The following is a 25,089-nucleotide window of genomic DNA, read 5'->3' on the forward strand; positions in this document are numbered from 1 at the left end:
TTACTGGCAAGATTATTGGCTCGCAAAGGCAAGGTTTGAAAGTTGTTGCTGCTGAGTTTTAATTAATTTTTTCATGTTCAGCCCGAGTAATACACACCATAAAATATTGGCTTGGGTCAGTACCCACATCACTAATGATACCCAACAGACGTCATTGGGGCCATGGGGGCATGGGTCAAAGTCTAATGTAGACCAATTCAGCAGGTACATTAATGCAATAGAGAAAACTAAGCCGATAATATTGAAGCTAAATAAGGACGTTGAAATAGAGCTGTTTTTCCTGAAGTAATCAATAAAGCAAAAACTGTGCAGCACAAAAGTACAAATGAGGTAGCCTGTTGAGAAGAAGCGGTGCTGCTCAAGAAAGTTAATTGGAAAAATGCCAATCAAGACGATCAAAATGCCTAATAAAGCGCCTGTAACAGTAATTGTTCTACTATAAAAATCTTCAAAGACATAGTATCGAGCAAGCATAGATAGCATAAGGCAAGCGCCGCCAATCACTAATCCCATGTTGTAAACTATGGCTAAAGGCGAAGTCATATAATCGCCTAACGTATCTGCACGAATACTTAAGGGGCTAACGCCTAAACGAGAAACTTCTGCGATTAAGGCTGTAGTAATTCCAAGGCCACTGATTAATGCCGTGGCTAAAGACATGAAAATAATCATTAAATGTAGATCGTAATGTTTATTGGCTTCAATAGACTGTGGCATGAGTTACTGGGTTATCAACTTTTGTTAACGTTATGTTGGCTACAGATTATCACTAAATCAGTTATTTTATTAAATAATAAAAACAAAAAAACTGATATTAATTGCCAGGTGGCTCATCAATATCAGGTTTTAAATGATATAAAACTATGTTCTAACGAGTTTGATTAGTGACGCTTACGAAGAATGACAATAGCGACAGCAACCACGGCTAAAATCATGCAATACCAAGCATTTGAAATTGCAGCAAGAGGGCTAATAGCAAACGTTGAAGCAATTAATAGTGCCTGTGCGCCGTGTGGTATAAGACCTTGAACGATACAAGCGAAGATATCTAATACACTTGCAGCACGCTTTGGTTCTACTCCGTGTTTTTGGGCTAAATCTTTAGCGATATCACCGGCGACAACAATCGATACAGTATTGTTAGCGACACAGGTATTGGTTGCTGCAACAATGCCGGCCATCCCTAATTCAGCTGCGCGGGTTGAAGTGCTACCTTTAGCTTTTGAAAAACGCTTAATCAAAGCTTCAATTTTTTGACTAACAAATTTCAAACCACCTTGCTGCTGCATTAACGCTGCAAGACCACCGACTAACATTGAAAGAATGAAGATTTCTTGCATGTTGGTGAAACCTGCATAAATATCTTGTCCGAACTGAATAACGCTGTAGTCGGCAATGAATAGCCCTGTTGCACCAGCCAATAAAATACCTACAGTCAATACTACAAATACGTTTACGCCAGCGACAGCTAAAAACAGGATAGTTAGATAAGGAATAACATTGATAATATCAATTTCTTGCGCAGCAACTTCAGCTTGACCTTGGCCGATGACGGCAAACAAAACAAGGGTAATAAGCGAAGCTGGTAGTGCAAAGATTAAGTTCTCTTTGAACTTATCCTTCATTTCACAGCCTTGGGTTCGAGTTGCTGCAATTGTGGTATCAGAGATAATGGATAAGTTATCACCAAAAAGTGCACCAGACATTACAGCACCAGCCATTAACGCATAGTCAATTTGTGCTTGATCTGCGACACCTAAAGCGATTGGGGCAACAGCAGCAATAGTACCCATTGAAGTCCCCATAGCAGTAGCAATAAAGGCTGCAATAACAAAAAAGCCAGGTAACAGCATGCTTGAAGGGATCATTGAAAGACCTAAAGCAACAGTCGCATCAACACCGCCAGTTGCTTTAGCAACAGATGCAAATGCACCTGCTAATAAATAGATTAAACACATCGCTATGATGTTGCTGTGGCCAATACCTGCAATAAAAGTATCAATGGATTGATTTAGTTTTTGCTTCGATAATAGCAGAGCTAAAATAATCGCTGGTAAAATGGCAATAACGCTAGGTAATTGGTAGAAAGCAAAGTCTACGCCCTGGCTTTGAAAGTAAACGCCAGCACCAATAAATAACGCTAAAAAGGCGAATAGCGGCAATAAAGCGATAAAAGAGGCTGGGCTCGTCGTGGTGGTATTTTGTGTCGTCAAGGTCGTCTCTCTTTTTGTCTTTTAGTTTTTGTCTTTTAGTTTTGGTCTTATCGAGTTAAGTAAAATTGATTAAACGTCTTGGTATGCAATCAACTACTTTAGCAAACTCTTTATTATTAACTAGTCATTATGATGACTTCTTAAGTTCTGGCAAGCATATGAGATCTACAAATTAGTGTCAATCTAGACGTCTAGACTTCTTTGCTTCTGAGTTAACTTTTACAAAGTAAGCTATATTTTGTGTTGTTAAATTAACATTTGCGTTTAAAAAGTGTTGTGTGGCGGGATTAATAAGCATGTTATGGGGCAAAAACTATTAGTTCGTTAACCCGTTGATTTAATATTGGTTCAGATTACAGCTGTTTTCGATGCACGTGTAATGGCCAATTGGATACAGACAGGACGATCAAAGCACATTATAAAAACGCAAATGCCAGTTTTGATCTTGTCTTGGAGCCCACAATTAAACAAAAAAGCCAATGCAATGCATTGGCTTTTTAGTGAGGTAAGACCGCTTAGGTTACATCCAACGGCTTTTTTGCTTACGCTGTGGTCTTGGTAAGTAGACCAAAATAATACCAATTAATGCGCCTAGGCCTGCAATCAATGCACCTTGCTGCCACATTTTTGATTGGGCATTATCTTTAATCGATTGTAGTTGTTGATTGGCAGTATCACGTTCATTAGTGACCTTGGCTAACTCAGATTGCAATGAAGCAATTTGGTTATTTGAAGAAGTTAGCTCACGTGCAACAGACTCAGAGCTTTGATCCAATTGGGCTAAGCTTGCTTTGGTTTGTGCTAATTCAGCTTCAACAATCGGTAAGCGAGTTCGTAAACTTGATCCTGTTTCAATCAAGTCAGATTTTACCCAACCTTCACGATCTTTATGATCACGAATTTTACTGTAATCGTTTTGAGTCTCGTTTAATAAAGTAATCGTTTGGCCAGCTTCGATACTGCCTAAAATTCGATATTGAGTGCCTGGACCACCGTGGATGTAAATAAACACATCGTCAGTAATGTAATGCGTTTGAGCCATTAAACCTTTTGAGAGCAGTAGCAGGGCTACTATTGTAAGCATTCTGAACACGTTATTTTTCCATACCATTAGAACTATCCGTCATGCTATTTATTTAGTGACTTGATTGCAAGGAAGAACGTCAAAGACTTATTTAAATAAGCGGTATTACTGATGTAAATGTGCATTATTAGTCAAAAACGCTGCAATAATAGCTTTTATTACAGCCTTTCTTAGACATTTTAACACTCAAAAAAGAGCCACAAAAAAGCCGGACATTTTCATGACCGGCCTTTTAAGCAATATAGCCATCGCCATCTTAGCTAAATACACCCTTAATGGTGAAGAAGAATAAGATAGATAATGCGGCACCTGCAGGAAGTGTTACTACCCAAGAGATGACGATATTACGGACTACACCGATATTAATTGCAGCAATACCTCGTGCCATTCCCACACCCAATACAGCACCAACAAGCGTTTGTGTTGTTGAGATAGGAAGACCAGTACCAGAAGCAATTACAACAGTAGACGCAGCAGCTAATTCAGCAGCAAAACCACGGCTTGGCGTTAGGTGAGTAATGTTCTTACCAATGGTTTGCATAACGCGCTTACCAAAGATAGCTAGACCCATTACGATACCTACTGCACCTAAAGGTAGAATCCACCAGGCTAATGCCGCTTTAGACTCAATTTCACCGCCACTGTTTACAACAGAAACAACTGCAGCTAATGGGCCAATTGCGTTAGCAACATCGTTTGAACCATGGGCGAACGCCATACAACAAGCGGTTACAACCATTAGGATAGCAAACACTTTTTCAACGTTGGCGTATTCGGTTTGGCGGTTAACATCTGTAGGCATTTTCAAGCGACCAATAGCCACTTTACCGAAGATCCCCACACCAATAGCAACAGCAAGTGCTAAGCCGTATGCTTCAACAGTAGAGAAGTGAAGACCAACGTGCTTAAGTCCTTTTGTGATGGTCACAAGAGACATAACAAAAGCGGCTAAACCCATGTAGAAAGGAACGTAACGCTTTGCGTTCGCTAAAGGGTCATCAGTGTTGAAAATTAACTTCTGTACACTTTGGAACAGCATGAAAGCAATGAAGCCGGAAATCGCAGGCGTCACCACCCATGAGCCGATAATGCCAACAACTTTACCCCATTCAACCGCTTCAGTACCAACACCTACTGCAGCGAAACCAACAATGGCGCCAATGATAGAGTGAGTTGTTGATACAGGCCAGCCTAATGCTGACGCTGCGATTAACCATAAACCAGCCGCTAATAAAGAGCCGATCATTCCGTATACCAGTAATTCAGGCGAATCAACAAAGAAACTTGCGTCAATAATACCTTTACGAATTGTACTGGTAACTTCACCACCTGCTAAATAAGCACCGGCAAATTCGAAGATCATTGCAATAATAATTGCTTGTTTGATTGTGATGGCGTTGGAACCTACTGAGGTACCCATAGCATTAGCAACGTCATTCGCGCCAATACCCCATGCCATCAAAAATCCAAATACAGCCGCAATACCAATTAGCATTGGGCCATTGGTGACTAATACATCAACCATGTTGTTTCCTTGATAACTTTTTTAGTTATGAACTGCGAGCTAACATTAGCTCTAGGCGAGAGCCTACACGCTCAGCTAGATCAGCCAAGCCTCCAACCCATTCGATGATTTTGTACATGAACATTACATCGACAGGATTCAAATCTGCTTCCAAGCTTAGTAGTAAACGACGTACTTGGATCTGCAAATCATCAGAATCAGCTTCAATCAGATCTAATTCATTGATCATTTTTGCGACTAATTCGACTTCACGACCACGGAAACCTGTTTCAAGAAGGTCATCGAGTTCGTTAATTGCTTGCTTAGCAAGAGAGACAGCATCTAAACAACGTTTGAGGTAAGCATTAAACGGTGCTTGAACTGGTTGAGGGAAAACTAATTGGCGACCGATAATTCGGCCTGAGATGTCTTTAGCTTTGTTGGCAATTTTGTCTTGCTGAGTTAATAACTCAAGCAAGTCAGTACGCTCAACAGGCATAAACAACCCACTAGGAAGGGTAAGACGGATCTCACGCTTTAGCGCGTCTGCGTCATTTTCTAATAAGCTAATTTGCTTACGAACACTTACAGCTTCGTCCCAATCACCTGAAGTCGTTGCTTCGAAGAATGGTACGAGTAAAGATGCACATTCGTGAACTTTATCTATATGCTGTTCTAATGGTTTAAGGGGTGATTTTGCAAACACGCCTAAAATAGAGTTTACTGGCATTGCGGTTAACCTATTTAATGATTCCAAAGTTGGAAAAACGGGCGCATGTTACCTCAAGCGTCCGCATATTGAAACTGTGTTTTTAATTTAATCTACAGTTATTATCGCTCAGTATATAGAACTGAGTTGCGCAATCCTAAGGGATTTTTATGACAGAAATGTGACATTATGAACTTATCATGACGCATTTATGAAGATTTAATGACAAGGTGAGTAAGAAGTCAATGGACGCTGAGATAGAACTTAAGCTGTTTATGCAGTCGCAATATCATGATTTATTAGTAAATTTACTTAATGGAATGAGTGAATCTACACCACAAGAAACGCGTAAATTATCAAACAAATATTTTGATACAGGCGCATTACAATTGCGTCATTGGAAAATGGGTTTACGAGTGAGAAGTGGTGAAAACTTCACCGAGCAGACCATAAAAACGGCCGGTTCAGTCATCGGCGGTATTCATACTCGTCCTGAGTACAATATTGCCATTGATGAAAAAACACCTTTGCTGGATTTGTTTCCAAAAGATATCTGGCCTAATGAAGCAGATATAGACGCAATACAAGATGATTTGCATTGTGTGTTCGAAACCAACTTTACTCGTCAAGCCTGGCATATCTATATCGAGGGTAGCTTAGTTGAAGTTGCGTTTGATTTAGGTGATGTGATTGCCAATGGTCAAACTGAGTCTATTTGCGAAATTGAGTTTGAGTTACTTGCAGGTGAGGCATCAGCCTTATTGCACTTAGCCATTGAAGTGGCTAAAGCCATTCCTGTCCGCTTAGGTAAAGCCAGTAAAGCACAGCGTGGCTATCAGTTATCGGGGCATCAGCATTCTGCTCCCTTAGAAAACATCGATTATATTTGTTTACCCACTGATAAGAGTCTATCGAAAACTTTGCAGGTATTATTGGAAACTGGCATAGAACGTTGGCAGGTTATTGAATCCTTACTGATAGAAACACAAGATATTCCCCATCAAGCTAAACTTTGGATGCAACTTAGAGCCTGTGTCAGGTTACTAAGACTAACTTTGAGTCAGTTTGGCTTGCTAAACAAACAAGTGCTTCAATACTTTGAGTCAATCGAACAACAAATGCAGTTTATCGAACCATTACAAAGTTTGAGCCTCATTTTGGATGAACAAAAAAAGCTATTAGGTAAGCGCTCGGATAAAGCGGAGATTACTGAACAGGTTATGGGCAGTGTGACTGAGTTAGTTTCGAGTCACAAACTGGCTTACCTATGGCAAGTACCTGAATATGGGCAACTACAATTATCCCTGGTTGATTTATTGCTGCAAACGACCAATGGTAGCCATCAAATGGTGGACTATCCTGAGCTTGGTTTGTTTGCCAACCATTTGCAGCAAGATTCTTGGCAAAGAATTGTTGATTTGATGCCTGTGAGCGCAGCGATGGATAGCTTAGATTATCAAAAGGTGGCTCAAGCGTTAGACGAGAGTATTTTGGTAGGTTTTGCATATGGTGAACTTTATCAATCAGAAGATAGAGAAGCTTTTCGCGCACCATGGCAGGACTTAGCGTTAGGGATCCAAACATTAGGTTGCTATCAACTGTTAGCAAAACTGACTCAAGACAGTGATGTGGATATTGCCAGCTGGTTAGAAGCTAAAGAGCAAAGCTTATTATTTGCTATGGAGCACTCTAGAAAAAGTGCTCTTGGTAATCAACCTTATTGGAAATGATACACACCTGGCAACTCGTACCTAACAACTTGTATCTAACAACTTGTATCTAACCATTGGTATCTAATAACTGGTATCTAATAAGAGTCAGTGCTAGATAACTCATTTAAGCCATCGATTAATATATAAAAAAACCTATCAAATGATAGGTTTTTTTGGTTATGTACGACCATAACAATGTTTGATAAAAATTTAAGGTGCTATGAATGATAAATATGCAATAGTTTGATAATTTATCTAAGAATGAAAGGCACTTCCTTATAATAAAGTTTAATCATTTTTAAACTCACTTTTGGACTGAAACGTTTTAAGAGCAACAATTTTATACCTCATATAAATTGGGCTAGTTACTCAAGACCATTATTTCAATCTAACCCATTGCCTGCCGCTGGGATGTTCAGGATGAACTGAATGTCGCGATCACATGGATGTGAAAGAGCGACCTTATGTGCAGATACATCCAAGACACGCCTACTCTTGATTTCAATATAAGCATCCCTGTAAGCTCTGCCAAAACATCCATGTTTTGGTCATATTTGTTCCCGACAAATAATGACATTCCCTCCATCCTTGGCAGTCAGAAGCTCGCTGCTGCATCTATACTGGGATTATTGTCTCTTCGATTTAAACTTTATTCGCGTCAACTTAAAGATAAAAAAGATACAAATCTAAAAGGCACCATTTGAATTGAGGACGTTGAAGAAAATAGCGTGAGCCTGACAGGACGTCAGGCTAGCTTTCGTCGGGCCATGGACGGCCCATCGGAAGCGTTAGCATTTTCGAATAAGTCAGAAGTTAGCATCAAACGAAGTTAAAAGCTGGATGATTCTCCGTTGGAAATTTTGCTTTTTAAATTTCGCCGGAGCTGCGGGGTGTTCTAAGAGGGAGTCGCAGTTCACTCCCTTTTAGTCTGGTGTGGGCGAAGCGTCACGACTTTGATTTTTTTCAAACGATAACTTCAAAATTTGAAACAAGTTTTGGGGCAGGAATGTGTTACTCCTAACCCGTTTCATTTTCAAAAATACTAGAAATTATCAAACTATATTATAAATGCTCAGACTTTATTATGGTTATCAAACATTAATATGAAAGCACAGGTTAATTTACTCTGCGCCGACTATTTATTATTGATCTCTTTACGCAAGCGAGTGATTTCTTCTAGCATCTGCTGTTGGTTCTTTTCCATTTGAGCTTGATTCTGCTCCATTCTGGAAATCGCTTTTTCAAGCTCAAACTTGATTTCCTTTTTATTGGTTTCGCTGCGATCGTTCTCATCTGGTGCCACAAATACTGACGCCATATAACCTGATATAACACCAAAAAAGCTGACTCCACTCATAATGACAAGGGCACCAATGACATGGCCAACACTACTGACCGGGTAGTAATCGCCATAACCTACAGTTGAGATAGTCACTAGAGTCCACCATATCGCTTGTTCAGCGGTTTCGATATTGGCGCCTTCAACTCCGGCCTCAACCAATAAAATCACGATGGAAGCAGTGGTCAATATAAACACCATTGCAAGTAGCAAACTGGCTAAGGTGGTCTGTTTACGTTGTTTTATTAATGGAATAATTAAAGTGCGACTGACTCTTATCAGCCTTATGACTCTAAGGATTTGGAAAACCCTAGCGATACGCAGTGCTTCGATGGCCGGTATACTGGCAACAAAATCAATCCAATGATGGCGAAGGTAAAATTTCTTATTGCTGGCTTTAACTAAACCATAGAAAAATCGCGACATGAAAATGATACATATACTGAGATCAATAAAGAGCAGTAAGCGCCTAGTTTCAGCATCCACATGACTAAAAGTTAGCACTAACACCACTATAACTGAAAAGAGTGATAGTACCATCATGGCTAAATCAAATGGACTTGGGCCATTTAATGCCTTCAGTGACCAGCGTTTTTTATCAATCATTTTAAAATCCGTTTCTACAGAATATCTCTGCAATGATGCTATCAATGTAACTGTAACGAGACAATCTCAAGGTATAAAAAAACACGCTCAAAGGCGTGTTTTATGTCCGATAGATAACATTGTGATATTAAATAACCGCTAAATGTAATTGAAGGCTAACAAGTTATACATCAACAAACTGGACTAAATCATCTAATACACGTTTTTTGATTTCTAACTGTGCATCTGATTCTAGTCCATACCGTTGAGCTAAAATCGCATAGTCATCTTGGCTCAGCGAAACAGTTAATCTTGGTCTTTTAGGACGTTTAGTGACTTCTAAACCTAAGATCGAGCGTATTTGATCTGAAGGGCTAACACCTGCATCAAGCGCTGCTTTTCGAATTAAGTATTGAAACTTTTCGTCGAGGTCAAAAGCCACTTGCGTTGCTTTTGCTGCTTGCTGATTTTTAATCCATGTATCTGGTAATGATTTACCTTTACTCATGACAGGTGTTACTCCTTAAACAACTCAAGCTAACTTGCTGGCCAAAACTCACGAATATCAGTGACAGGTCGATACAGAGTTAACATCACATCGGTATCGCCACCTTCGTACACTTCAATATCGACTGCTTGGGAATCTTCATTATTAACCAAAGAGTAGCTTTCAAAAGCATGTCCACGGTGTTGACTGCTATCATCTTGAGGCGGCTTTTGGCCACGATAATCTTCACGGTGGAAGTATCCAAAACAGCCAAACTCAACTTGATGATATGCGCTAGCAAGCCAACGGCCGTATTCGCTATCTAATTCATTTGATAATGAAAGGGTAGTGAGCTCTGCATTACCTGGTTCTTCAAAAATTTGACCAAATTGATCTAGGTCGAATAGTTGCTCTACAACTGCTCGATTGACTTTGATTGAAAAACTTAAATAGGCTTCATCTTCTTGATGATAAGAGAGGTAAATGGCAGTACCACTGTGTCCTCTAAGTAACCACTCACATTGCTGAGAGCGTTCATACTCGTAAGTATGGACTTCTTCAACTTTAAGTTGCTGCCCACGTAGTTGCTCAGGTAAGGCAAAGCTATCATCAAGGGAGATCATATCTCCCTTGAGAAGCTTATTCACATGATCAAGCTGACGTTTTGGGGCTTCTTTTTTGCCGAATAGGCCACTTAGAAATCCCATAGCTTAATTAACCTTTCTTCGCTTTAAGGCGATCTAATACTGCATTAGCATTCGACTTTTGCTCACCAATGCCAGCTTCAGCTAATTTAGCATGTAAAGACTTGTCACTGTTTTCTTCAGCTAACGCTTCAGAAGCTTGCAAGCGGTCATCAAAAGACTGCTGACGTGCTTTAATGCGCTCTAAAGAATCTTTCGCATTCATTAGCTTAGAGTTGCTTGAAGCGAATGAGTCAGTGATGGTAGCAGTGGCTTTTTGAACACTTTCAGTAGTCTTTACCATGCTAAGTTGACGCTGATAATCAGTTAACTGACGTTCAGTTTTCTTCACTAACTCTTTTAAGCGAACCGCGTGTGCAGAGAAGCTAGTGTTTGCTGCTTCTTGGTCTGCAAGCTCTTGGTCAAGTTGGGCAATTTTTTCAGCCACTTCGATAGCTAATGCTTCGTTGTCTTTTTCAAGTGCTTGAGTTGCGTAACCTTCATGCTCAGTAATGCTGCGCTTTAGGCGGTCAACTTCACGGCTGGCTTGCATTTCTTTGGCCATAACGTCTGTAAGTTCACGTTTAGCTTTGGTTAAATGCTTTTCAGCGTCGCGAATTTCTTGTTCAAAAATACGGGTAGAATTTGCATCGACAATGTTTTGGCCGACTTCATTAGCACCACCGCGAAATGCCGTTAAAATTTTATTTAAAATGCCCATGATATGGCTCCTTACTTCAAAAATTCGACAAGTTCGTCGATGACTTCTAAACAGTTATCAGACAATACTGATAATTCTTGTTCAATCTCTTCCATGCTTGAGGTGACTGATAGTGCACCGTAAACCACATATTTATCATCAATTTTTGCAAATGATGAAAGTGGCATTGGAATGTTTAGCTCCAACATGGTTTCAAACATTTGAGTGCGAGTTTCTTCTTTCACTTCGCCCTCATCCCATAAGTAACTGATGCATAAAATTTGGTTGTCAGTTACAGATACGAATACTGGTAACTCTTCTCGTCCAGCAACGTTGACTTGTAATACTTCGACATCACCGTCAATTGGGAAACAGTCAAACTTTAAACCGGTATGACTTTCATCACCGAGTTCAGTTAAGTGGTTTGCAATCTTATGGATATTCATATTTTTCCTTGTTGACATATTATGTCTTAGGTTTCAAAGATAGCACTTAGACATATTATGTCAAGGCTATTTTTGGTAGATTAAAAAAGATTCATCCCTTGATTATCTGACCAAGATGACAAGTGATAATGGTACAGCTGCAATGAGCCAATTCTATTAATCTCAATATTTTCTTTATCGGCATAAAAATTTCCTGGAAATTCAAATGCACCTTTCATCAAGCCGGGGGTAAGCCAATCTTCGTCGATAGGCAACACTTCATCATGAGCAAGGCGCGCTTTGCCATCTAGGCCAGAGCGAGTTGCAATGGTCCAGCCCCATTCGCCAAAGCTAGGCACATTATGGTGGTATTGCTGCACTGCAAAACCAGCAGACTCAATGGTTTTTCCAACTGATATAAAGGCTTTTTGGGCATGATAAGGTGATGTGGACTGCACAGTCATCGCACCATCAGCACTGAGTAACTCAGCTAGCTTGCGATAAAATAAATCTGAGTACAGTTTATTTAAATCAGGATGACTAGGATCTGGCAAATCAACAATGATGACATCAAATTTTTGATTGTCTTTAATCAGCTTTTCTACGCCATTAAAGGCGTCGTCATAAACCAGATTTACTCTTGGGTCGTTAAGGGCATCTCCATTTAAAGCGAGCATGGCTTTACTGACATGAGTTGGCATCTTGATATGAGGTTCACGGAATAAATCCACTAACTTTTCATCTAAGTCCATTAAAGTGACTGACTTAGGTTGCCATTTAAAGACTTGTTTGAGTCCAAGACCGTCACCGCCACCAATGATCAATACATTATCTTGTCTCGCGCTCGCAGCCATCGTCGGGTGAACTAAAAAGCTATGGTAGATATGCTCATCAATGCTTGAGAACTGTAATCGTCCATTAATATAGAGTGAGTAAACAGGTGCTTGACCGTTACCACGCAATCTTTCTGTAAAGGTCAGTTGTTGAAAGCGAGTAGCCTCGGCATAAACCACTTTGTCTTTATAAAGCAGGTTATTAAAATTTTGCTCCCAACTAGGACCATGCATCGCTAATAAAACCAACACGCCACTAGCCACAAAGTGGCCGACAAGAATTAATTTTGCCCATCGAATTTGGTGCCAAAAACGCCAAATAAACACAAAGCCAGCGAGTAAGTTAACACTTGCGGTTAATGCTGCTGCTAATTGAATATCCAGCGACAACATAAACAATACCCAAATCGCAGCTCCCGCACCTGCACCAATGTAATCAGCACCATAAATGGTACCTGCATTGTGCATGAGGTGTTCTTCAGAAAGTGATTGACGTACACGGGCGATAAGCGGGATTTCCATACCGATCATCAAGCCTAAAATAACCCCCCAAACATAAGGTAAATATTCACTCATATTTTGTAGGGTGCCAATAAAGCCGCCATCGGGCATATGATCAGGTGGCAAGCCTAATGTATTGGCAATAATTAACGGAAGTTGTTGGCCAAAACCAATAACAGCCGCGGTAATTAAAATGGCTAACGAACCGCAAAAAGCGACGATAAGTTCGAGTAAGGCAAATCCCGTAAAGGCACAACGAATTTTACGTGCGGCAAAAGCGCCAATCCCCATCGACACAATCATAATACCAATCATGGTATAAATTGCGGCTTCAAGTGCGCCTAAGATACGACCCGCGTAATGGGATAAAAGGTATTCGTAGATAAGACCGCAGCCAGCAAGGAGTGCCATAATGCCCAGTAAAAGGACATCGTCAAACCAAGCTAAACTGCGTTTAGAAGGGCTGCTTTGCTTGTTGCTGCCCTCCTGGCCCTTTTCAAGCAAAGTATTATTCATCAAATTACGCCATTAATGCCGCAAGAATAAGTGCGATACCGATACTAATAGCAAGCTCAACGGCTGCAACACCAACGTTATGTTGCTTTTCAACTTCATCAGTTAAGTTAATCTGCGCTAACACTAACTTCTTCACAATGGCTAACAGCACAGAAAGGGCGATTAACATAATGATAGAGAAGGTTAACCAGCCAATGATATTAACCATGTAAGCTGTTGGGTTATAAATGATGAAGTGGCTTGCCGCATTAAAGGTAAATGCCATCGCAATCATGTAACCACTATGGCGCACAGCAATAGCAACTTGGCCTTGCTCTAATGCTTTTTGCATTGAGTCGCCTTGATTGCGTTTAGCGTATTGGTGTTCACGGAATCGAGTTAATACCACTAGCATTAACTGTGAAATTAAGAATGCGGTGAAAATAGCGATAAAGGTATCAACAGTGATATCTTCAGCCCACATCAATACTGAACGAATAATGATAGCTGTGGCGATTGCTGCGGCTGCATCAACGATGGCTACAGACATATTGCCATTAACGATTTGGCTGTTCTTGTCTACTTCATTAAGTGCAACTTTGTCATGCAAAAAGCGTCCAAACTTAATCAGCACTAAACCAAATACGCCGTAGCAAGTCATGCCAATGGCTTCCATTGCATATGAATTTGCAGCTTCACCGGTGATTGCCCCTGTAAGTACAATCCCAAGTGCTAAGACTGCACCCGCAGTACTTACACCAAATGCAAAGTTATCGCGATCTGCAAGCTCAGCGCGGCTGTTCACCCTAACGCTCCAACCTTGTAAATAACGCATTAGCGCCAACAAAATGACTGCGATAGTGATATCGATTGCTAAAATAATAGCGAGGTCTAATGTGAGCCCGAAGTCAGTTAAAAATGTCATGATTTTTCCTTATTTGCCTCGGCGTACACCGCGAGTAGTGCGGCTTGATGAATTACGGAAACTGCTGTCTTTAGAATAGGTAGAACGAAACTTACTTGCGCTTGAGCTTCGGGTACCTGTAGTACTGGCTTTAGGTGTAGAAGTACTTTGTCTTGATAAACCAGTAGAGCCAGTACGCGATTTCGCATAAGGGCTATTAAATTGTCGACCTTGAGAGTTAAAGGCTTTTTTGGTGTTCTCATAGGTACGATTTTGTGCCGTAGCTTGTTTTGGTGATGTGTACCGTGACCGACCAACATCATTATAGTAACTGTAACCACGATTATTCGACCAGCGATCGTAACGAACGGGGTTCATGACGTTGGAAAACATCGAGTACATGCCATACCAAGCCCAAAAAGACATACCGCTTGAGTTAGATTGCCAGCTACCGTAAGAAGGGTTACCGACTAACTGGCTACCTGCGCCAAAGTCTTCATTGCCATTTGCCAGTGCAGCCGCTTCACGACTGATAGAGTTAACTCGGGCTAATTGACCAGCAGATAAATCCGCAACCACATTGACAGGATCCGAAAGCATATCGTTATAGAGGCTAGGATCTGCAGCGTGGTAGATGTTCTGAGCTTCATCGAGCTGTTGATCTAAATCGACAAAGTTAGCTGAACTTGAAAGTTCACTCACACGTCTTTGTAAAGACTGAAACATAGGCCCAGAGGTACCAGCATCTTTTGCCAGTTCATCTAACAGCGGCACTAAATCAGGCTTACTTTGTTTGAGCAAATTGGTGTATTGGTTCAGCAATGTAGCATTACGCAACTCACCACCATTTAGCATCGAGCTTAATTGACCCAAACGTTGTTGAGACAATTGCTGATACTGAGCAATTTTTTCAGGTCTGTCGTCACCACAGCCTGTTAATGTAAAACACAATATTATCGTTGAAAATACTGCGAGGACACGGGGAAGCATGCCAGCCATGTTTTCTCCAAATGGTTAGAAATTAATCTATAAATATAATAACAAACCGCATAAATATGTGCTCAATAACGACCAAATATTTATACGGTTAGGTATAACTACTATACAGGTTATAGTAATCTTAATGGCATATTCAATTAAGACTTACATTAAACTTTTGTTATGAATGGTATAGCACATTTTGACATATTATGTCGATTAGAAAGTGTTACGCTGTGTGTAAATTGCTGAAGGGATCGAATAATAATGCAAAACCAAAGTAACAGTGCCTTATCTGCCGAATTATCTGACATTGCAGAACGTTACTGGTTAAGGCTATGTGATGAGTCACCTGAGTTAGCCGATAATTTGAATAAGGTTCAACAGCAAGAGTTAAAGTCAGTCTTTGGCTTGAGTGATTACATTGCTGAGCAGCTATGCCGAAATCCTCAATGGATTAGTTTATTATTCAATGGATTAATCAATGACGTTGATAGACAACTGTTTGCCGACGAACTTGACGCTGAGTTATCTTCTTTAACCTCCGAGGAGGCGGTTAAATCTGCTTTGCGTCAATACCGAAACTTGCAAATGGTGCGACTCGCATGGCGAGATTTTAAAAATTATGCAGATGTCGAATCTTCATTATTAGACTTGTCGGCACTTGCTGAAGCCTTAGTCATTGCCGCCCGAGATTGGTTATATAAAGAAATGTGCCAGCAATTAGGTACGCCAACCGATGATGAAGGTAATCCGCAACCTTTATTGATCCTTGGCATGGGCAAGCTAGGCGGTCGTGAGCTCAACTTCTCATCTGATATCGATCTCATTTTTACCTTTCCAGAGCATGGCGAAACAAAAGGCGGACGTCGTGCCCAAGCTAATCAGCAGTTTTTCATCAGAATGGGTCAGCGTTTAGTCAATTTACTAGATCAAGTTACCGTTGATGGCTTTGTATTTCGGGTTGATATGCGGTTGCGTCCATACGGTGAAAGTGGTCCATTGGTAGTGAGCTTCAGTGGCCTGGAAGACTACTATCAAGAGCAAGGTCGTGATTGGGAACGCTATGCCATGGTTAAGGCAAGAGTTCTTGGGCCTTGGACTCAATATAGTGATGATTTACATGATTTATTAAGGCCTTTCATTTACCGCAGATATATCGACTTTTCTGCAATTGATTCCCTCAGAAAAATGAAACAATTGATTGCCCAAGAAGTACGTCGTCGTCAATTGACCGATAACATCAAACTAGGTGCTGGCGGGATCCGAGAAGTCGAGTTTGTGGTACAAAGTTTTCAACTCATTCGCGGAGGCAGGGAGCCGTCATTACGCCAGCAAAGTCTATTTGGTGCTATTGATACTTTATATAACCTCGGTCAGCTTGAATACCTTGCTGTAGATGATTTGAAACACAGTTATATTTTATTAAGACGCGTTGAAAACCTACTCCAAGCTATAGACGATAAACAGACGCAAACTTTGCCAGATAATCAAGTTGATTGGCAGCGTTTATGCTTTGCGATGCAAGTAGAAAATGAAGCTGAACTAAGGTTAAAAATTGCTGATGCAATGTCCCGAATTCACGGACACTTTAAAGAGACTGTGGGCGGAGAAGATGAGCAAGAACAAAGTGAGCACTGGACAAGTCAACTGTGGGTTATTGAAGACCCAGATAATGCGGCTGCGCTATTAGATGAACATTTAGTTGATGATGTAAATTTTTGGCCTGAACTCATCGAGTGGCGTTCTATTACCACTAAACGCGCTATTGGTCCCAGAGGTCGCGAAACACTTGAAAAACTGATGCCAAGGTTGTTGTCTGAACTACTAGAACAACCTATCCCTAGTGCGGCATTAAAAGCAGTTTCGGGTGTATTGGAGCAAATTTTAACTCGTACCACTTATCTGGAGCTCTTATGTGAAAACCCAGGAGCTCGCCAACAGTTGATTAGCTTATGTTGTGCAAGCCCTTGGATTGCTCAAGAGCTGGCTAACTTCCCTATGCTATTGGATGAGTTAATCGATCCCTCACAACTATATGACACAACATCGGTAGATGATTACCCAAGTGAGTTAAGGCAGTACTTATTACGGGTGCCAGAAGATGACATGGAAATGCAAATGGAAGCGCTACGACAATTCAAATTGTCCCAGCAGCTCAAAATTGCCGCTGCTGATGTGACTGGCGTTTTACCTGTTATGGAGGTAAGTGATCATCTCACTTTCTTAGCGGAAGCAATTATTGAACAAGTTGTGTTACAAGCTTGGCATCAAGTGGCTGCTCGTCATGGCGTGCCAGAGGGAACTAGCCCAGATAAAATGGGCTTTGCAATTATCGGATACGGAAAATTAGGCGGTATTGAACTGGGCTATGGTTCAGATTTAGATTTAGTGTTCCTGCGCAATAGTCTCAATACAGGTGAAACCGATGGCAGAAGACCTATCGGGATTGGACACTTCTACTTAAAGTTGGCACAACGAATTGTGCATCTATTTGCTACTCGTACAACCTCTGGCGAGCTTTATGAAGTGGATATGCGCCTTAGACCTTCAGGGGCGTCTGGGCTACTGGTCACCGAGGTTGAACAATTTAAAGAGTACTTGCAAACAGAAGCGTGGAACTGGGAGCATCAAGCATTAGTTCGTTCTCGTTTTGTTTATGGCGATAACCAATTAGCTGCACGCTTTAGTGAAATAAGAACTGAAATTTTATCTCAGCCCCGTGACCTTCCGGAGTTAGCAAAGTTAGTCAGAGATATGCGAATAAAAATGCGCGATCACTTACTAAAAGTGAGCAATGACAAGTTTGATTTAAAGCAAAGTGCTGGTGGTATTGCCGATATTGAATTTATGGCTCAATACTTGGTCTTAGCAAATGCGAGCCAGTATAAAGAGTTAGCAATATGGTCTGATAATGTCAGGATTTTTCAAGTGTTAGCTGAACTCGAAATTTTACCAGTGATGACAGCGCAGCATTTAACGCAAACCTATTGCTGGTTGAGGGATGAAAATCACCGATTAACTCTACAACAACTCAAAGGCCAAATTGACGCTGATGTTGCTGATAGAAATGTTTCTCAGGTTATCGATATTTATCAACATATCTTGGGGACAGAAGCTGATTAAAATAGTTGTAAATCTATCAGTTAAGCTGTAGTTGACCGTTTTTAGTTCTATATCAAAACTTGTTGAGTGAGTTGTCAAAACTTGTAGATTGAGTGGTTTTTTATTGATAACAGTAACATTTTTAGCAGAGTGAAACTAAAGCTGCTACGCTAAATGTTAATCAGTAACTTATTGAATTGCTATTTAAATAAGTTACTGCAAATTAGAAGAATAAAAATGACCTTTGATAACTTTGGGCTGGGAATATGTTAATTGCACCAATACACAGCAATGAAGAAGCGCGCTTAAAAACACTGCGAAACTTGAATGTGCTAGATACTGCAGCAGAAGAGCGCTTTGATCGTATTACTCGTTTAGCAAAAAGGCTATTTTCGGTATCAATTTGTTTGGTGAGTTTGGTTGATGAAAACCGTCAATGGTTTAAGTCTTGCCAAGGGCTTGTTGCCAGTGAAACCCCGCGTGATATTTCATTTTGTGGTCATGCGATACATCAGCAAGAGCCATTTATTATTAATGACGCATCAAAAGATGAACGATTTTCTGACAACCCTTTAGTCACTGAAGCGCCTCATATTCGTTTTTATACTGGTCACCCTCTCACCATGCCAAATGGAATGCGGGTGGGCACCTTATGTATCATTGACGATAAGCCTCGTGAGTTTAGCAAAGACGATCAAATTGCCCTTAAAGATTTAGCAGAAATGGTCGTGTCAGAGCTAGTGTCTATTCAGCAAACCACCTTAGATGAACTCACAGGTATTTCTAACCGCCGCGGCTTTGAAGTATTAGCTAACCAAGCCATAGCGACTTGGGACAGAACGGCTACTGATAGCTGTTTAGTCTTTTTTGACTTGGACTATTTTAAAGAGATTAATGACAATCACGGTCATGAAGCTGGAGATAGAGCCTTAATCGATTTTGCCAATTTATTAACTCAAGAGTTTAGGGATTCTGATGTTATTGCTCGCTTCGGTGGAGATGAATTTCTAGTATTGTTTAGTGAATGTAATGATGGCCATGTCACGTTTGCTTTAGAACGCTTTAAGCGAGCGGTTAAAAAGCATAATGAAACGAGTAATGAGTCATTTGAACTGGCATATAGTGTTGGCGTTGCATCGAGAGAAGCTAAACAAGCATTAAGTATTTCTCAATATTTAGAATTAGCAGATCAAGAAATGTATCAAGTGAAAGCGAGACATCACTGCAAGCGCTGAAGCAAATTGATACAAGATTAGACTAATTAGTTGACGATTTTCTGAGCTTTATCACTGTTCTCTTTTACCACTCACCTAGACTGAATGTTTGATGAGTCGATGATCTTTTTCATCACTATTAGCGTATATACAGATTGAGTATGCAACAGTTGAAGCGTCGCTGCAGCGTGTCAGATTAAGGTTAGGAGTCGTCCAATGAAAAATGCCATAGATATTTATCAAGCACTTAAAGTGTTTAATAAAATAACCGAGTTTGGTGAAAAACATCCCGGTGAAAGCGGCTATAACTCTACCTACCATCTATGTGGTCTGCATGCAGAAACAGGTTATGACGGTTACACCATTACGCTTAGTGATGGGCGCACTTCTTTGAATATCTATTTTCATAATAAATATCAGTTCGACTATCCAGACAATGAAGCCTTTGAGAACTTTATGCGACGCTTTAGTGAGGTCATAAAGCATACGGTTCAATAAGGGTCGCAAGACCCTTTGTAAGGGTAAAACTGTTATAGATAGACGCTAGGTTTATCTACTCAGGTTAGTTGCGGGCTCATTGCGGGTTCGTTGCGGGTTCATGCCAACGTTTCATCTCTATCAAACGGCTGATGGTTCTTCGAAATTCGAAGGAAAGCGCACCGCCAGTATATAGCTGGTCAATATTAAAGGTTGAGCAAACAGTGAGTGATACTTTCTGATCATAAAGCTCATCGACTAAGCTAATGAAGCGTCTTGCAGGATCATCGTTGGTGGCATAGCTGAGTTGTCGTTCAGCGGTTTTAGTTCCAACCGCAGCATCTTCAGTTCCACGCGCCTTAATCCATGACCTCACTTCACCACCAAGTTGTGGTACTTCATCCACTACGACATGATCAAACATACTGGCAATTTCTATGTAATCTAGCTGGGATCTTGGCCCGTCACAGATGGCATCAAAATTAAACCAGATGAGCTTATTGACCTTAGCTTGGTAAGGTATCGAGCGGTTACAGATAGTGATGTGGTTACGTGTTGTACATACAGCGGCTTGATGCGGATAGTAGCGCCCGGCGAGTGAGATGAACTCTTGATGATCCATTGCAGGGTTAAGAGAGATTTGCTCGCTACGAGTTGAGCTCGCTTGTTGATTGATGCGGTGGTCAATCTGGCCACTAAGTTCAACTTCTTGTACCTGCTTTTTAAGCAAGTCGATAAAGGGTAAAAATCGTTCCCTTTGTAACCCACCTTCATAAAGTCGATTTACTTCAATATTAGAGGTAGCAACGAGTATAACGCCCTGACTAAACAGGTGCTCAAATAAGCGTCCTAGTATAATGGCATCGCCAATATCAGAGACAAAGAATTCATCAAAACAAATTATTTGGTATTGCTCAGCATATAAGTGAGCAATATGAACTAATGGATCGCTGACACTTTTACAGGTGTTTAGCTGATGATGCACTTCAGCCATAAACCGATGAAAATGCAATCTCAGCTTTCGGTCAGTACTGAGGTTTGTATAGAACAAGTCCATCAGAAAGGTTTTTCCGCGGCCAACATCTCCCCAGAGATAAACTCCCAATGTACGGTTTGTTTGATGCAATACCTTATTAACGGAAGTAGGGTGAGTATCGGCTGAATCTTGATGGTTCAGTTCAGTGAATAACTGATTAAGTATTTTTAGCGCTAGCGCTTGAGCGGGATCATCGACTAACACAGGCTGAGCGGGATCGAGCGAACTTGACTTCGACTGCACTATTTTAGCGCGATATAAATGTAATAGATTTGTCGTCACGCTACAGCCACTCAATAGCTAAAAGATAGTTTGATAAAGCAAAATAACTTTTAGCTATTAATTTAGCAATTAAAATAGCCAATAGCGTCACTTCTAATCATATCTCTTTTACGTCTCTATACCTGTGTAAAGACGTAAGACAATTGCCCTCGACTGGAAACATTGGTTTTCTTAAAAATATTCTGTATATGCATTTTGACTGTATTAATTGAAATACTTAGGTTTGCTGCAATTTGCTCATTGGATAAACCTTGGCAAACAAGCGACAACACTTGTTGTTCTTTTTTTGTGGTTAACGACAGTAATTCTGTCTGGCGTTGGGTGATAGGCTGGCGCTTACGGGATTGAATATAGTGCGACATCGCATCATGGCTAAAATAGAGTTTGTTGTTATCTATATTTTTTAATGCTTCGATGATTTCGATAATAGAAGCTGAAACTGCCAAGCCACCATGAAAACCATTGGCGATGAGTAAGGTTTCAGTATCTGAGTTAAATGATGTGCAAAAAGCGAGGTGTTTACCTTCAGAGATAAGCTCTGCGGATAAATGGGGGATGTGTAGCTTCGGATCATCAACAAAGTGAAGGAGAATTTTTTTGTGCTGATCTGCCTGTTGCCAATGAAAGTCGAGAGGATCATGGCTGATGGTATTGCATTTGAGTAGTTCAGTAATTTGACAAAGTTGTTGCGTCAAAGGCTCAGGTATATCACCTAAGAAAATATCCGATAAAATCATCTTACGTCCTTGTTTATAACAATCAACTATTGAAGTCCTTAACAATAGTCTGCAAATCTAGCAGGCACAGATTATTACATATAATTAGAAAACACTGAAGTTATTAATGGATTGGATGAATTTACGTGGATCGCCAAGTGAACAGCTTGTAAATGTAATGTTATTGTTGTTTTTATTAAGTTAGTTTACTATAAGTCGAAAATTTATAATAAGAAGGATACTGCTGGGTATGAATAACAAAGGAAACGGGGTGACTTTTATTGGTCCCGAAACTTCACTGGATGGGGAAATGACAGTAAAAGGGCCTGCTTTGATTGCTGGTCAAGTCAAAGGTGTTATTCGTTCAACAGACCAAGTTAAAATTGAAGTAGGTGGCGAAATTGACGGTGAGCTTTACTGTCAAGAATTACGAGTGTGTGGTGTATTTAAAGGTTCTTTGCACTGTAACAGTCTCGTCATCGTAAGCTCTGGTGTAGTTGAAGGTGATGTTTCAAGTCATAAGATGGAAATCTATGATGGTGGTCAGTTCTTAGGTGCGAGAACCAAAGGACCTGAGCAAGGTGTTTTACCTGAACTAGCTGCAGATGAACAATCTGTTGCTGCCTATAGTGCCCCTTTTAATGAAGAACCGGCGTACGCCTCCCCAAAGGCTGAAGCGCCTATTGCAGAGGCGCCGATAGCTCAGGCTGCAAAAGTGAGTAATGTTAATGTTATGGCTGAGCCATTAACTAACGTTGCTGTTGACGCTCCTCAAGTGAAAACTGAGATTAAACCAGAAATAAAGCCGGAGCCTATCTCTGATATTAGGGAAAATTTACAGGGAGACATTCAAACGAGTGAACCTGTTATTAAGGCCGAGCCTAATCCTGTTGCGACGCAAGAACGACGTGCCGCGCCAGTGCAAAGCAGTGAAGCAGAGCCTGCTCCAAAGCCAAAATCTAAGCTAGAAATAAAGCCTCAACCTAATCCTCAAGCTCAATTAGCTGCTAAAGCTGCAGCTGAAAAAGCGCAAGAGAAAAAGTCAGGTTCAGGAACTAAGTTTGTTGTTGCAGGTGTTGTACTTGCCGCAGCAGCAGGCGTCGTTGTCATGAAGCCTGAATTGACAGAAGATCTAATGGCACAATTTAGCCAACCAGCACCTGAAAAGGTAACATCTGAACCAGCAGTTAAAGATGTCGCCGTTGCAGAAGTGGTTGAAATGGCAACTCCGGAAACCGTTGAAGTGGTAGATGCTGAAACAGCATTAGCTCAGTTAGATGAGGCTGCAGCAGCCGACGCTATTGCTGATACTGACGAAGTAGTGGATTCAGTCGTAGATGAACAACAAGCTTTATTAGCTGAAATTGAAGAGACTGGCGCTGAGCTTGAATCTGACATAGTAGCGGATATTACCGCTGAAGCTGACGAAGTTATCGCATCATCGGAAGCAGCTACAGAAGCTGACGCAGTCGATAAAACTAAAGTTGATAGTCTATTAGCTGATTTACTAGCAGAAGATCGTACTGAGCTAGTTGAACCATCAGATGAGATTGAAGAGACTTCTACAGGTAATCTTTAATTTCTTGAGCTGATTCTTTAGCCTAAGTACAGTGCTATCTATATAAGGCCCTCAATGAGGGCCTTTTTTATTGACTCAATTTTTTAATTTATATCAGTCGTTATTTAATCTGTCGGTTTCGTTTTCTCGATGTGACTAGAGCTGACAGGTTGCCTAAATCAGATCTGCCCCAAAACTTGTTAACAGCTTTAGTCAGCTAATAATTTCTTGATTTGAATCGAATCTAAACCTAAATCAAGGTCGTGGCGCTTCGCCCACACCAGAGCAAGAAGGGTGAAACTGCTCACCCCTCTTGCATCTCCCCAGCAGCCCCGGCGAAATTTTCTGAAAAGCGAAAGATTTCCAACGGGGGATTGATCCAGCTTTAAACTTCGTTTGTTGATAGCTTCGGTCTTATTTTTATTGTAAAGAGTAAAAATGCTAACGCTTCCGATGGTGCATCTGAAGTAAATGGATTTACTAATGTCACGATGGCATGGTTGCCAAGGAGTGACCATGCACCGCGAAAGCTAGCCTGACGTCCTCAATTCAAATTGAGTCTTTTAGATTTGTATCTTTTTGCTCTTTATGCCGTCGCGAATTCAGTCACATCGAAGAGATAATAATCCCAGTGTAGATGCAGCAGCGAGCTTCCAAAACATGGATGTTTTGGCAGAGCTTACATGGACGTACTTGCAGCGTCTCGCAGTTGTATCTGCACATAAGCCTGCGGCAGGCAATGAATTAGATTGAAGTGATGGTATTAAGTAATTTAGCCAATATAGATGAAGTACAAAAGCTAGACGGGTAACTCGTCTCTGTCCAAATGTGAGTTACGATACCAACAGGTCGCCTTGTGCGATCTAGTCGTGACCAACCAGCGGGTGTAAGAGCGAGTATGAGTTACTACAGTTAAACAGATATTTTGTCTGAGATTTCAGCATTGTTAACAACTAACGCCAACGTAAATATTATCCTATTTTAGCCTTGCATTTCACCGCACTCATCTCGTTATCTCTATCTAAATTGGCTGCGCTAATCTTGTGCGCACCGAAATGGCGCTGCACTTCTTTGGTGCGTTTTTGTGCTTTGATTTGTAACTGTTTTTATTTAAATCCTTTTAAAACAGTTTGTTACAAGTTTGGCCTAATGATTGAATTGTATTTGTAAACAAATATATAACAATCACACTTTTGGAGGTCGAGATGAAACTCGTCAGCGCTATCATCAAGCCGTTTAAATTGGATGATGTCCGAGAAGCAATTGCTGGAATGGGCATTGAAGGAATGACTGTAACTGAAGTAAAAGGTTTCGGTCGTCAAAAAGGTCACACTGAGCTTTATCGTGGTGCAGAGTATCAAGTTGATTTTCTTCCTAAAGTAAAATTAGAAATAGCAACTAAAGCAGAAAATTTAGATGTACTACTTGAAGCAATTACCACTGCAGCTCATACCGGCAAAATTGGTGATGGCAAAATTTTTGTAACTGATCTCGAACAAGCAATCCGTATTCGTACGGGTGAGCTTGATAACGAAGCACTATAAGGGGG

General features: G+C 40.7%; 21 protein-coding genes. 6 read left to right on the forward strand and 15 right to left on the reverse strand.

The features are described from left to right. Nucleotides 1-12: 12 nt before the first annotated feature. From FNZ24_RS01670 to FNZ24_RS01690, 5 genes are all read right to left on the reverse strand, one after another. On the reverse strand, nucleotides 13-717 hold the full coding sequence (locus FNZ24_RS01670) for a hypothetical protein (RefSeq protein WP_153912691.1): 705 nt from the start codon (nucleotides 715-717) through the stop codon (nucleotides 13-15). A gap of 164 nt (nucleotides 718-881) precedes the next feature. Next, entirely contained in the window at nucleotides 882-2,213 is a 1,332-nt protein-coding gene (locus tag FNZ24_RS01675; protein WP_153912692.1) for a Na+/H+ antiporter NhaC family protein, read from the reverse strand. A gap of 520 nt (nucleotides 2,214-2,733) precedes the next feature. Further along, nucleotides 2,734-3,297, reverse strand: a complete 564-nt coding sequence (locus FNZ24_RS01680) for a TIGR04211 family SH3 domain-containing protein (protein ID WP_324187463.1) — start codon at nucleotides 3,295-3,297, stop codon at nucleotides 2,734-2,736. 256 nt (nucleotides 3,298-3,553) lie between these two features. After that, entirely contained in the window at nucleotides 3,554-4,822 is a 1,269-nt protein-coding gene (locus FNZ24_RS01685) for an inorganic phosphate transporter (protein WP_153912693.1), read from the reverse strand. 25 nt (nucleotides 4,823-4,847) lie between these two features. Next, complete coding sequence (locus FNZ24_RS01690) at nucleotides 4,848-5,531, reverse strand: TIGR00153 family protein (protein ID WP_153912694.1); 684 nt, start codon at nucleotides 5,529-5,531, stop codon at nucleotides 4,848-4,850. Between the two features lie 224 nt (nucleotides 5,532-5,755). On the opposite strand from FNZ24_RS01690, the gene FNZ24_RS01695 reads away from it, so the two are divergent. After that, complete coding sequence (locus FNZ24_RS01695; RefSeq protein ID WP_153912695.1) at nucleotides 5,756-7,240, forward strand: inorganic triphosphatase; 1,485 nt, start codon at nucleotides 5,756-5,758, stop codon at nucleotides 7,238-7,240. A gap of 1,117 nt (nucleotides 7,241-8,357) precedes the next feature. Here the strand turns inward: FNZ24_RS01695 and FNZ24_RS01700 are convergent. From FNZ24_RS01700 to FNZ24_RS01735, 8 genes are all read right to left on the reverse strand, one after another. Then, on the reverse strand, nucleotides 8,358-9,167 hold the full coding sequence (locus FNZ24_RS01700; protein ID WP_153912696.1) for an ion transporter: 810 nt from the start codon (nucleotides 9,165-9,167) through the stop codon (nucleotides 8,358-8,360). A 163-nt stretch (nucleotides 9,168-9,330) separates the two neighbouring features. Beyond that, nucleotides 9,331-9,654, reverse strand: a complete 324-nt coding sequence (locus FNZ24_RS01705) for a hypothetical protein (protein ID WP_153912697.1) — start codon at nucleotides 9,652-9,654, stop codon at nucleotides 9,331-9,333. 29 nt (nucleotides 9,655-9,683) lie between these two features. Next, complete coding sequence (locus FNZ24_RS01710) at nucleotides 9,684-10,340, reverse strand: hypothetical protein (RefSeq protein WP_153912698.1); 657 nt, start codon at nucleotides 10,338-10,340, stop codon at nucleotides 9,684-9,686. 7 nt (nucleotides 10,341-10,347) lie between these two features. Beyond that, nucleotides 10,348-11,037 (reverse strand): PspA/IM30 family protein, encoded by a 690-nt coding sequence (locus FNZ24_RS01715; protein ID WP_153912699.1) that lies wholly within the window; start codon nucleotides 11,035-11,037, stop codon nucleotides 10,348-10,350. Nucleotides 11,038-11,048: 11 nt separating this feature from the next. Next, a complete protein-coding gene (locus FNZ24_RS01720) occupies nucleotides 11,049-11,462 on the reverse strand; it encodes a YjfI family protein (protein ID WP_153912700.1) in 414 nt (137 codons plus the stop codon). 80 nt (nucleotides 11,463-11,542) lie between these two features. Continuing rightward, nucleotides 11,543-13,291 (reverse strand): polyamine aminopropyltransferase, encoded by a 1,749-nt coding sequence (locus tag FNZ24_RS01725; RefSeq protein ID WP_153912701.1) that lies wholly within the window; start codon nucleotides 13,289-13,291, stop codon nucleotides 11,543-11,545. Nucleotides 13,292-13,295: 4 nt separating this feature from the next. Next, nucleotides 13,296-14,195, reverse strand: a complete 900-nt coding sequence (locus FNZ24_RS01730; RefSeq protein WP_153912702.1) for a DUF350 domain-containing protein — start codon at nucleotides 14,193-14,195, stop codon at nucleotides 13,296-13,298. Between the two features lie 9 nt (nucleotides 14,196-14,204). After that, on the reverse strand, nucleotides 14,205-15,173 hold the full coding sequence (locus FNZ24_RS01735; RefSeq protein ID WP_153912703.1) for a hypothetical protein: 969 nt from the start codon (nucleotides 15,171-15,173) through the stop codon (nucleotides 14,205-14,207). A 240-nt stretch (nucleotides 15,174-15,413) separates the two neighbouring features. On the opposite strand from FNZ24_RS01735, the gene glnE reads away from it, so the two are divergent. From glnE to FNZ24_RS01750, 3 genes are all read left to right on the forward strand, one after another. Then, nucleotides 15,414-18,278 (forward strand): bifunctional [glutamate--ammonia ligase]-adenylyl-L-tyrosine phosphorylase/[glutamate--ammonia-ligase] adenylyltransferase, encoded by a 2,865-nt coding sequence (gene glnE, locus FNZ24_RS01740; protein WP_153912704.1) that lies wholly within the window; start codon nucleotides 15,414-15,416, stop codon nucleotides 18,276-18,278. Between the two features lie 245 nt (nucleotides 18,279-18,523). Further along, nucleotides 18,524-19,492 carry a sensor domain-containing diguanylate cyclase gene (locus FNZ24_RS01745; protein WP_153912705.1) on the forward strand — a complete coding sequence of 323 codons (969 nt, stop codon included), beginning with the start codon at nucleotides 18,524-18,526 and terminating at the stop codon, nucleotides 19,490-19,492. A gap of 195 nt (nucleotides 19,493-19,687) precedes the next feature. After that, nucleotides 19,688-19,969, forward strand: coding sequence for a DUF3081 family protein (locus FNZ24_RS01750; protein ID WP_153912706.1), 282 nt, complete (start codon nucleotides 19,688-19,690; stop codon nucleotides 19,967-19,969). Between the two features lie 76 nt (nucleotides 19,970-20,045). Here the strand turns inward: FNZ24_RS01750 and zapE are convergent, their stop codons facing one another. Together zapE and FNZ24_RS01760 are read right to left on the reverse strand one after the other, a co-directional pair. Continuing rightward, complete coding sequence (zapE, locus tag FNZ24_RS01755) at nucleotides 20,046-21,266, reverse strand: cell division protein ZapE (protein ID WP_228768337.1); 1,221 nt, start codon at nucleotides 21,264-21,266, stop codon at nucleotides 20,046-20,048. Between the two features lie 116 nt (nucleotides 21,267-21,382). Beyond that, the gene (locus FNZ24_RS01760) at nucleotides 21,383-22,003 is read right to left on the reverse strand and encodes a helix-turn-helix transcriptional regulator (protein WP_153912708.1); all 621 of its coding nucleotides are present in this window, start codon (nucleotides 22,001-22,003) and stop codon (nucleotides 21,383-21,385) included. A gap of 229 nt (nucleotides 22,004-22,232) precedes the next feature. On the opposite strand from FNZ24_RS01760, the gene FNZ24_RS01765 reads away from it, so the two are divergent. Together FNZ24_RS01765 and FNZ24_RS01770 are read left to right on the forward strand one after the other, a co-directional pair. After that, nucleotides 22,233-23,561 (forward strand): bactofilin family protein, encoded by a 1,329-nt coding sequence (locus tag FNZ24_RS01765; RefSeq protein ID WP_153912709.1) that lies wholly within the window; start codon nucleotides 22,233-22,235, stop codon nucleotides 23,559-23,561. Nucleotides 23,562-24,745: 1,184 nt separating this feature from the next. Beyond that, the gene (locus FNZ24_RS01770; protein WP_153912710.1) at nucleotides 24,746-25,084 is read left to right on the forward strand and encodes a P-II family nitrogen regulator; all 339 of its coding nucleotides are present in this window, start codon (nucleotides 24,746-24,748) and stop codon (nucleotides 25,082-25,084) included. Nucleotides 25,085-25,089 lie beyond the last annotated feature (5 nt).

The organism is Shewanella sp. TC10 (assembly GCF_009663145.1).
GTDB lineage: Bacteria > Pseudomonadota > Gammaproteobacteria > Enterobacterales > Shewanellaceae > Shewanella.

What these genes read in the sequence shown, in the direction of transcription:
- FNZ24_RS01770 (WP_153912710.1), top strand. Translation starts at nt 24,746, where the DNA reads ATGAAACTCGTCAGCGCTATCATCAAGCCGTTTAAATTGGATGATGTC.
- FNZ24_RS01725 (WP_153912701.1), bottom strand. Translation starts at nt 13,291, where the DNA reads ATGAATAATACTTTGCTTGAAAAGGGCCAGGAGGGCAGCAACAAGCAA.
- FNZ24_RS01670 (WP_153912691.1), bottom strand. Translation starts at nt 717, where the DNA reads ATGCCACAGTCTATTGAAGCCAATAAACATTACGATCTACATTTAATG.
- FNZ24_RS01735 (WP_153912703.1), bottom strand. Translation starts at nt 15,173, where the DNA reads ATGGCTGGCATGCTTCCCCGTGTCCTCGCAGTATTTTCAACGATAATA.
- FNZ24_RS01760 (WP_153912708.1), bottom strand. Translation starts at nt 22,003, where the DNA reads ATGATTTTATCGGATATTTTCTTAGGTGATATACCTGAGCCTTTGACG.
- FNZ24_RS01695 (WP_153912695.1), top strand. Translation starts at nt 5,756, where the DNA reads ATGGACGCTGAGATAGAACTTAAGCTGTTTATGCAGTCGCAATATCAT.
- FNZ24_RS01685 (WP_153912693.1), bottom strand. Translation starts at nt 4,822, where the DNA reads ATGGTTGATGTATTAGTCACCAATGGCCCAATGCTAATTGGTATTGCG.
- FNZ24_RS01720 (WP_153912700.1), bottom strand. Translation starts at nt 11,462, where the DNA reads ATGAATATCCATAAGATTGCAAACCACTTAACTGAACTCGGTGATGAA.
- FNZ24_RS01715 (WP_153912699.1), bottom strand. Translation starts at nt 11,037, where the DNA reads ATGGGCATTTTAAATAAAATTTTAACGGCATTTCGCGGTGGTGCTAAT.
- FNZ24_RS01730 (WP_153912702.1), bottom strand. Translation starts at nt 14,195, where the DNA reads ATGACATTTTTAACTGACTTCGGGCTCACATTAGACCTCGCTATTATT.
- FNZ24_RS01765 (WP_153912709.1), top strand. Translation starts at nt 22,233, where the DNA reads ATGAATAACAAAGGAAACGGGGTGACTTTTATTGGTCCCGAAACTTCA.
- FNZ24_RS01745 (WP_153912705.1), top strand. Translation starts at nt 18,524, where the DNA reads ATGTTAATTGCACCAATACACAGCAATGAAGAAGCGCGCTTAAAAACA.
- FNZ24_RS01700 (WP_153912696.1), bottom strand. Translation starts at nt 9,167, where the DNA reads ATGATTGATAAAAAACGCTGGTCACTGAAGGCATTAAATGGCCCAAGT.
- FNZ24_RS01690 (WP_153912694.1), bottom strand. Translation starts at nt 5,531, where the DNA reads ATGCCAGTAAACTCTATTTTAGGCGTGTTTGCAAAATCACCCCTTAAA.
- FNZ24_RS01710 (WP_153912698.1), bottom strand. Translation starts at nt 10,340, where the DNA reads ATGGGATTTCTAAGTGGCCTATTCGGCAAAAAAGAAGCCCCAAAACGT.
- FNZ24_RS01680 (WP_324187463.1), bottom strand. Translation starts at nt 3,297, where the DNA reads ATGCTTACAATAGTAGCCCTGCTACTGCTCTCAAAAGGTTTAATGGCT.
- FNZ24_RS01705 (WP_153912697.1), bottom strand. Translation starts at nt 9,654, where the DNA reads ATGAGTAAAGGTAAATCATTACCAGATACATGGATTAAAAATCAGCAA.
- FNZ24_RS01750 (WP_153912706.1), top strand. Translation starts at nt 19,688, where the DNA reads ATGAAAAATGCCATAGATATTTATCAAGCACTTAAAGTGTTTAATAAA.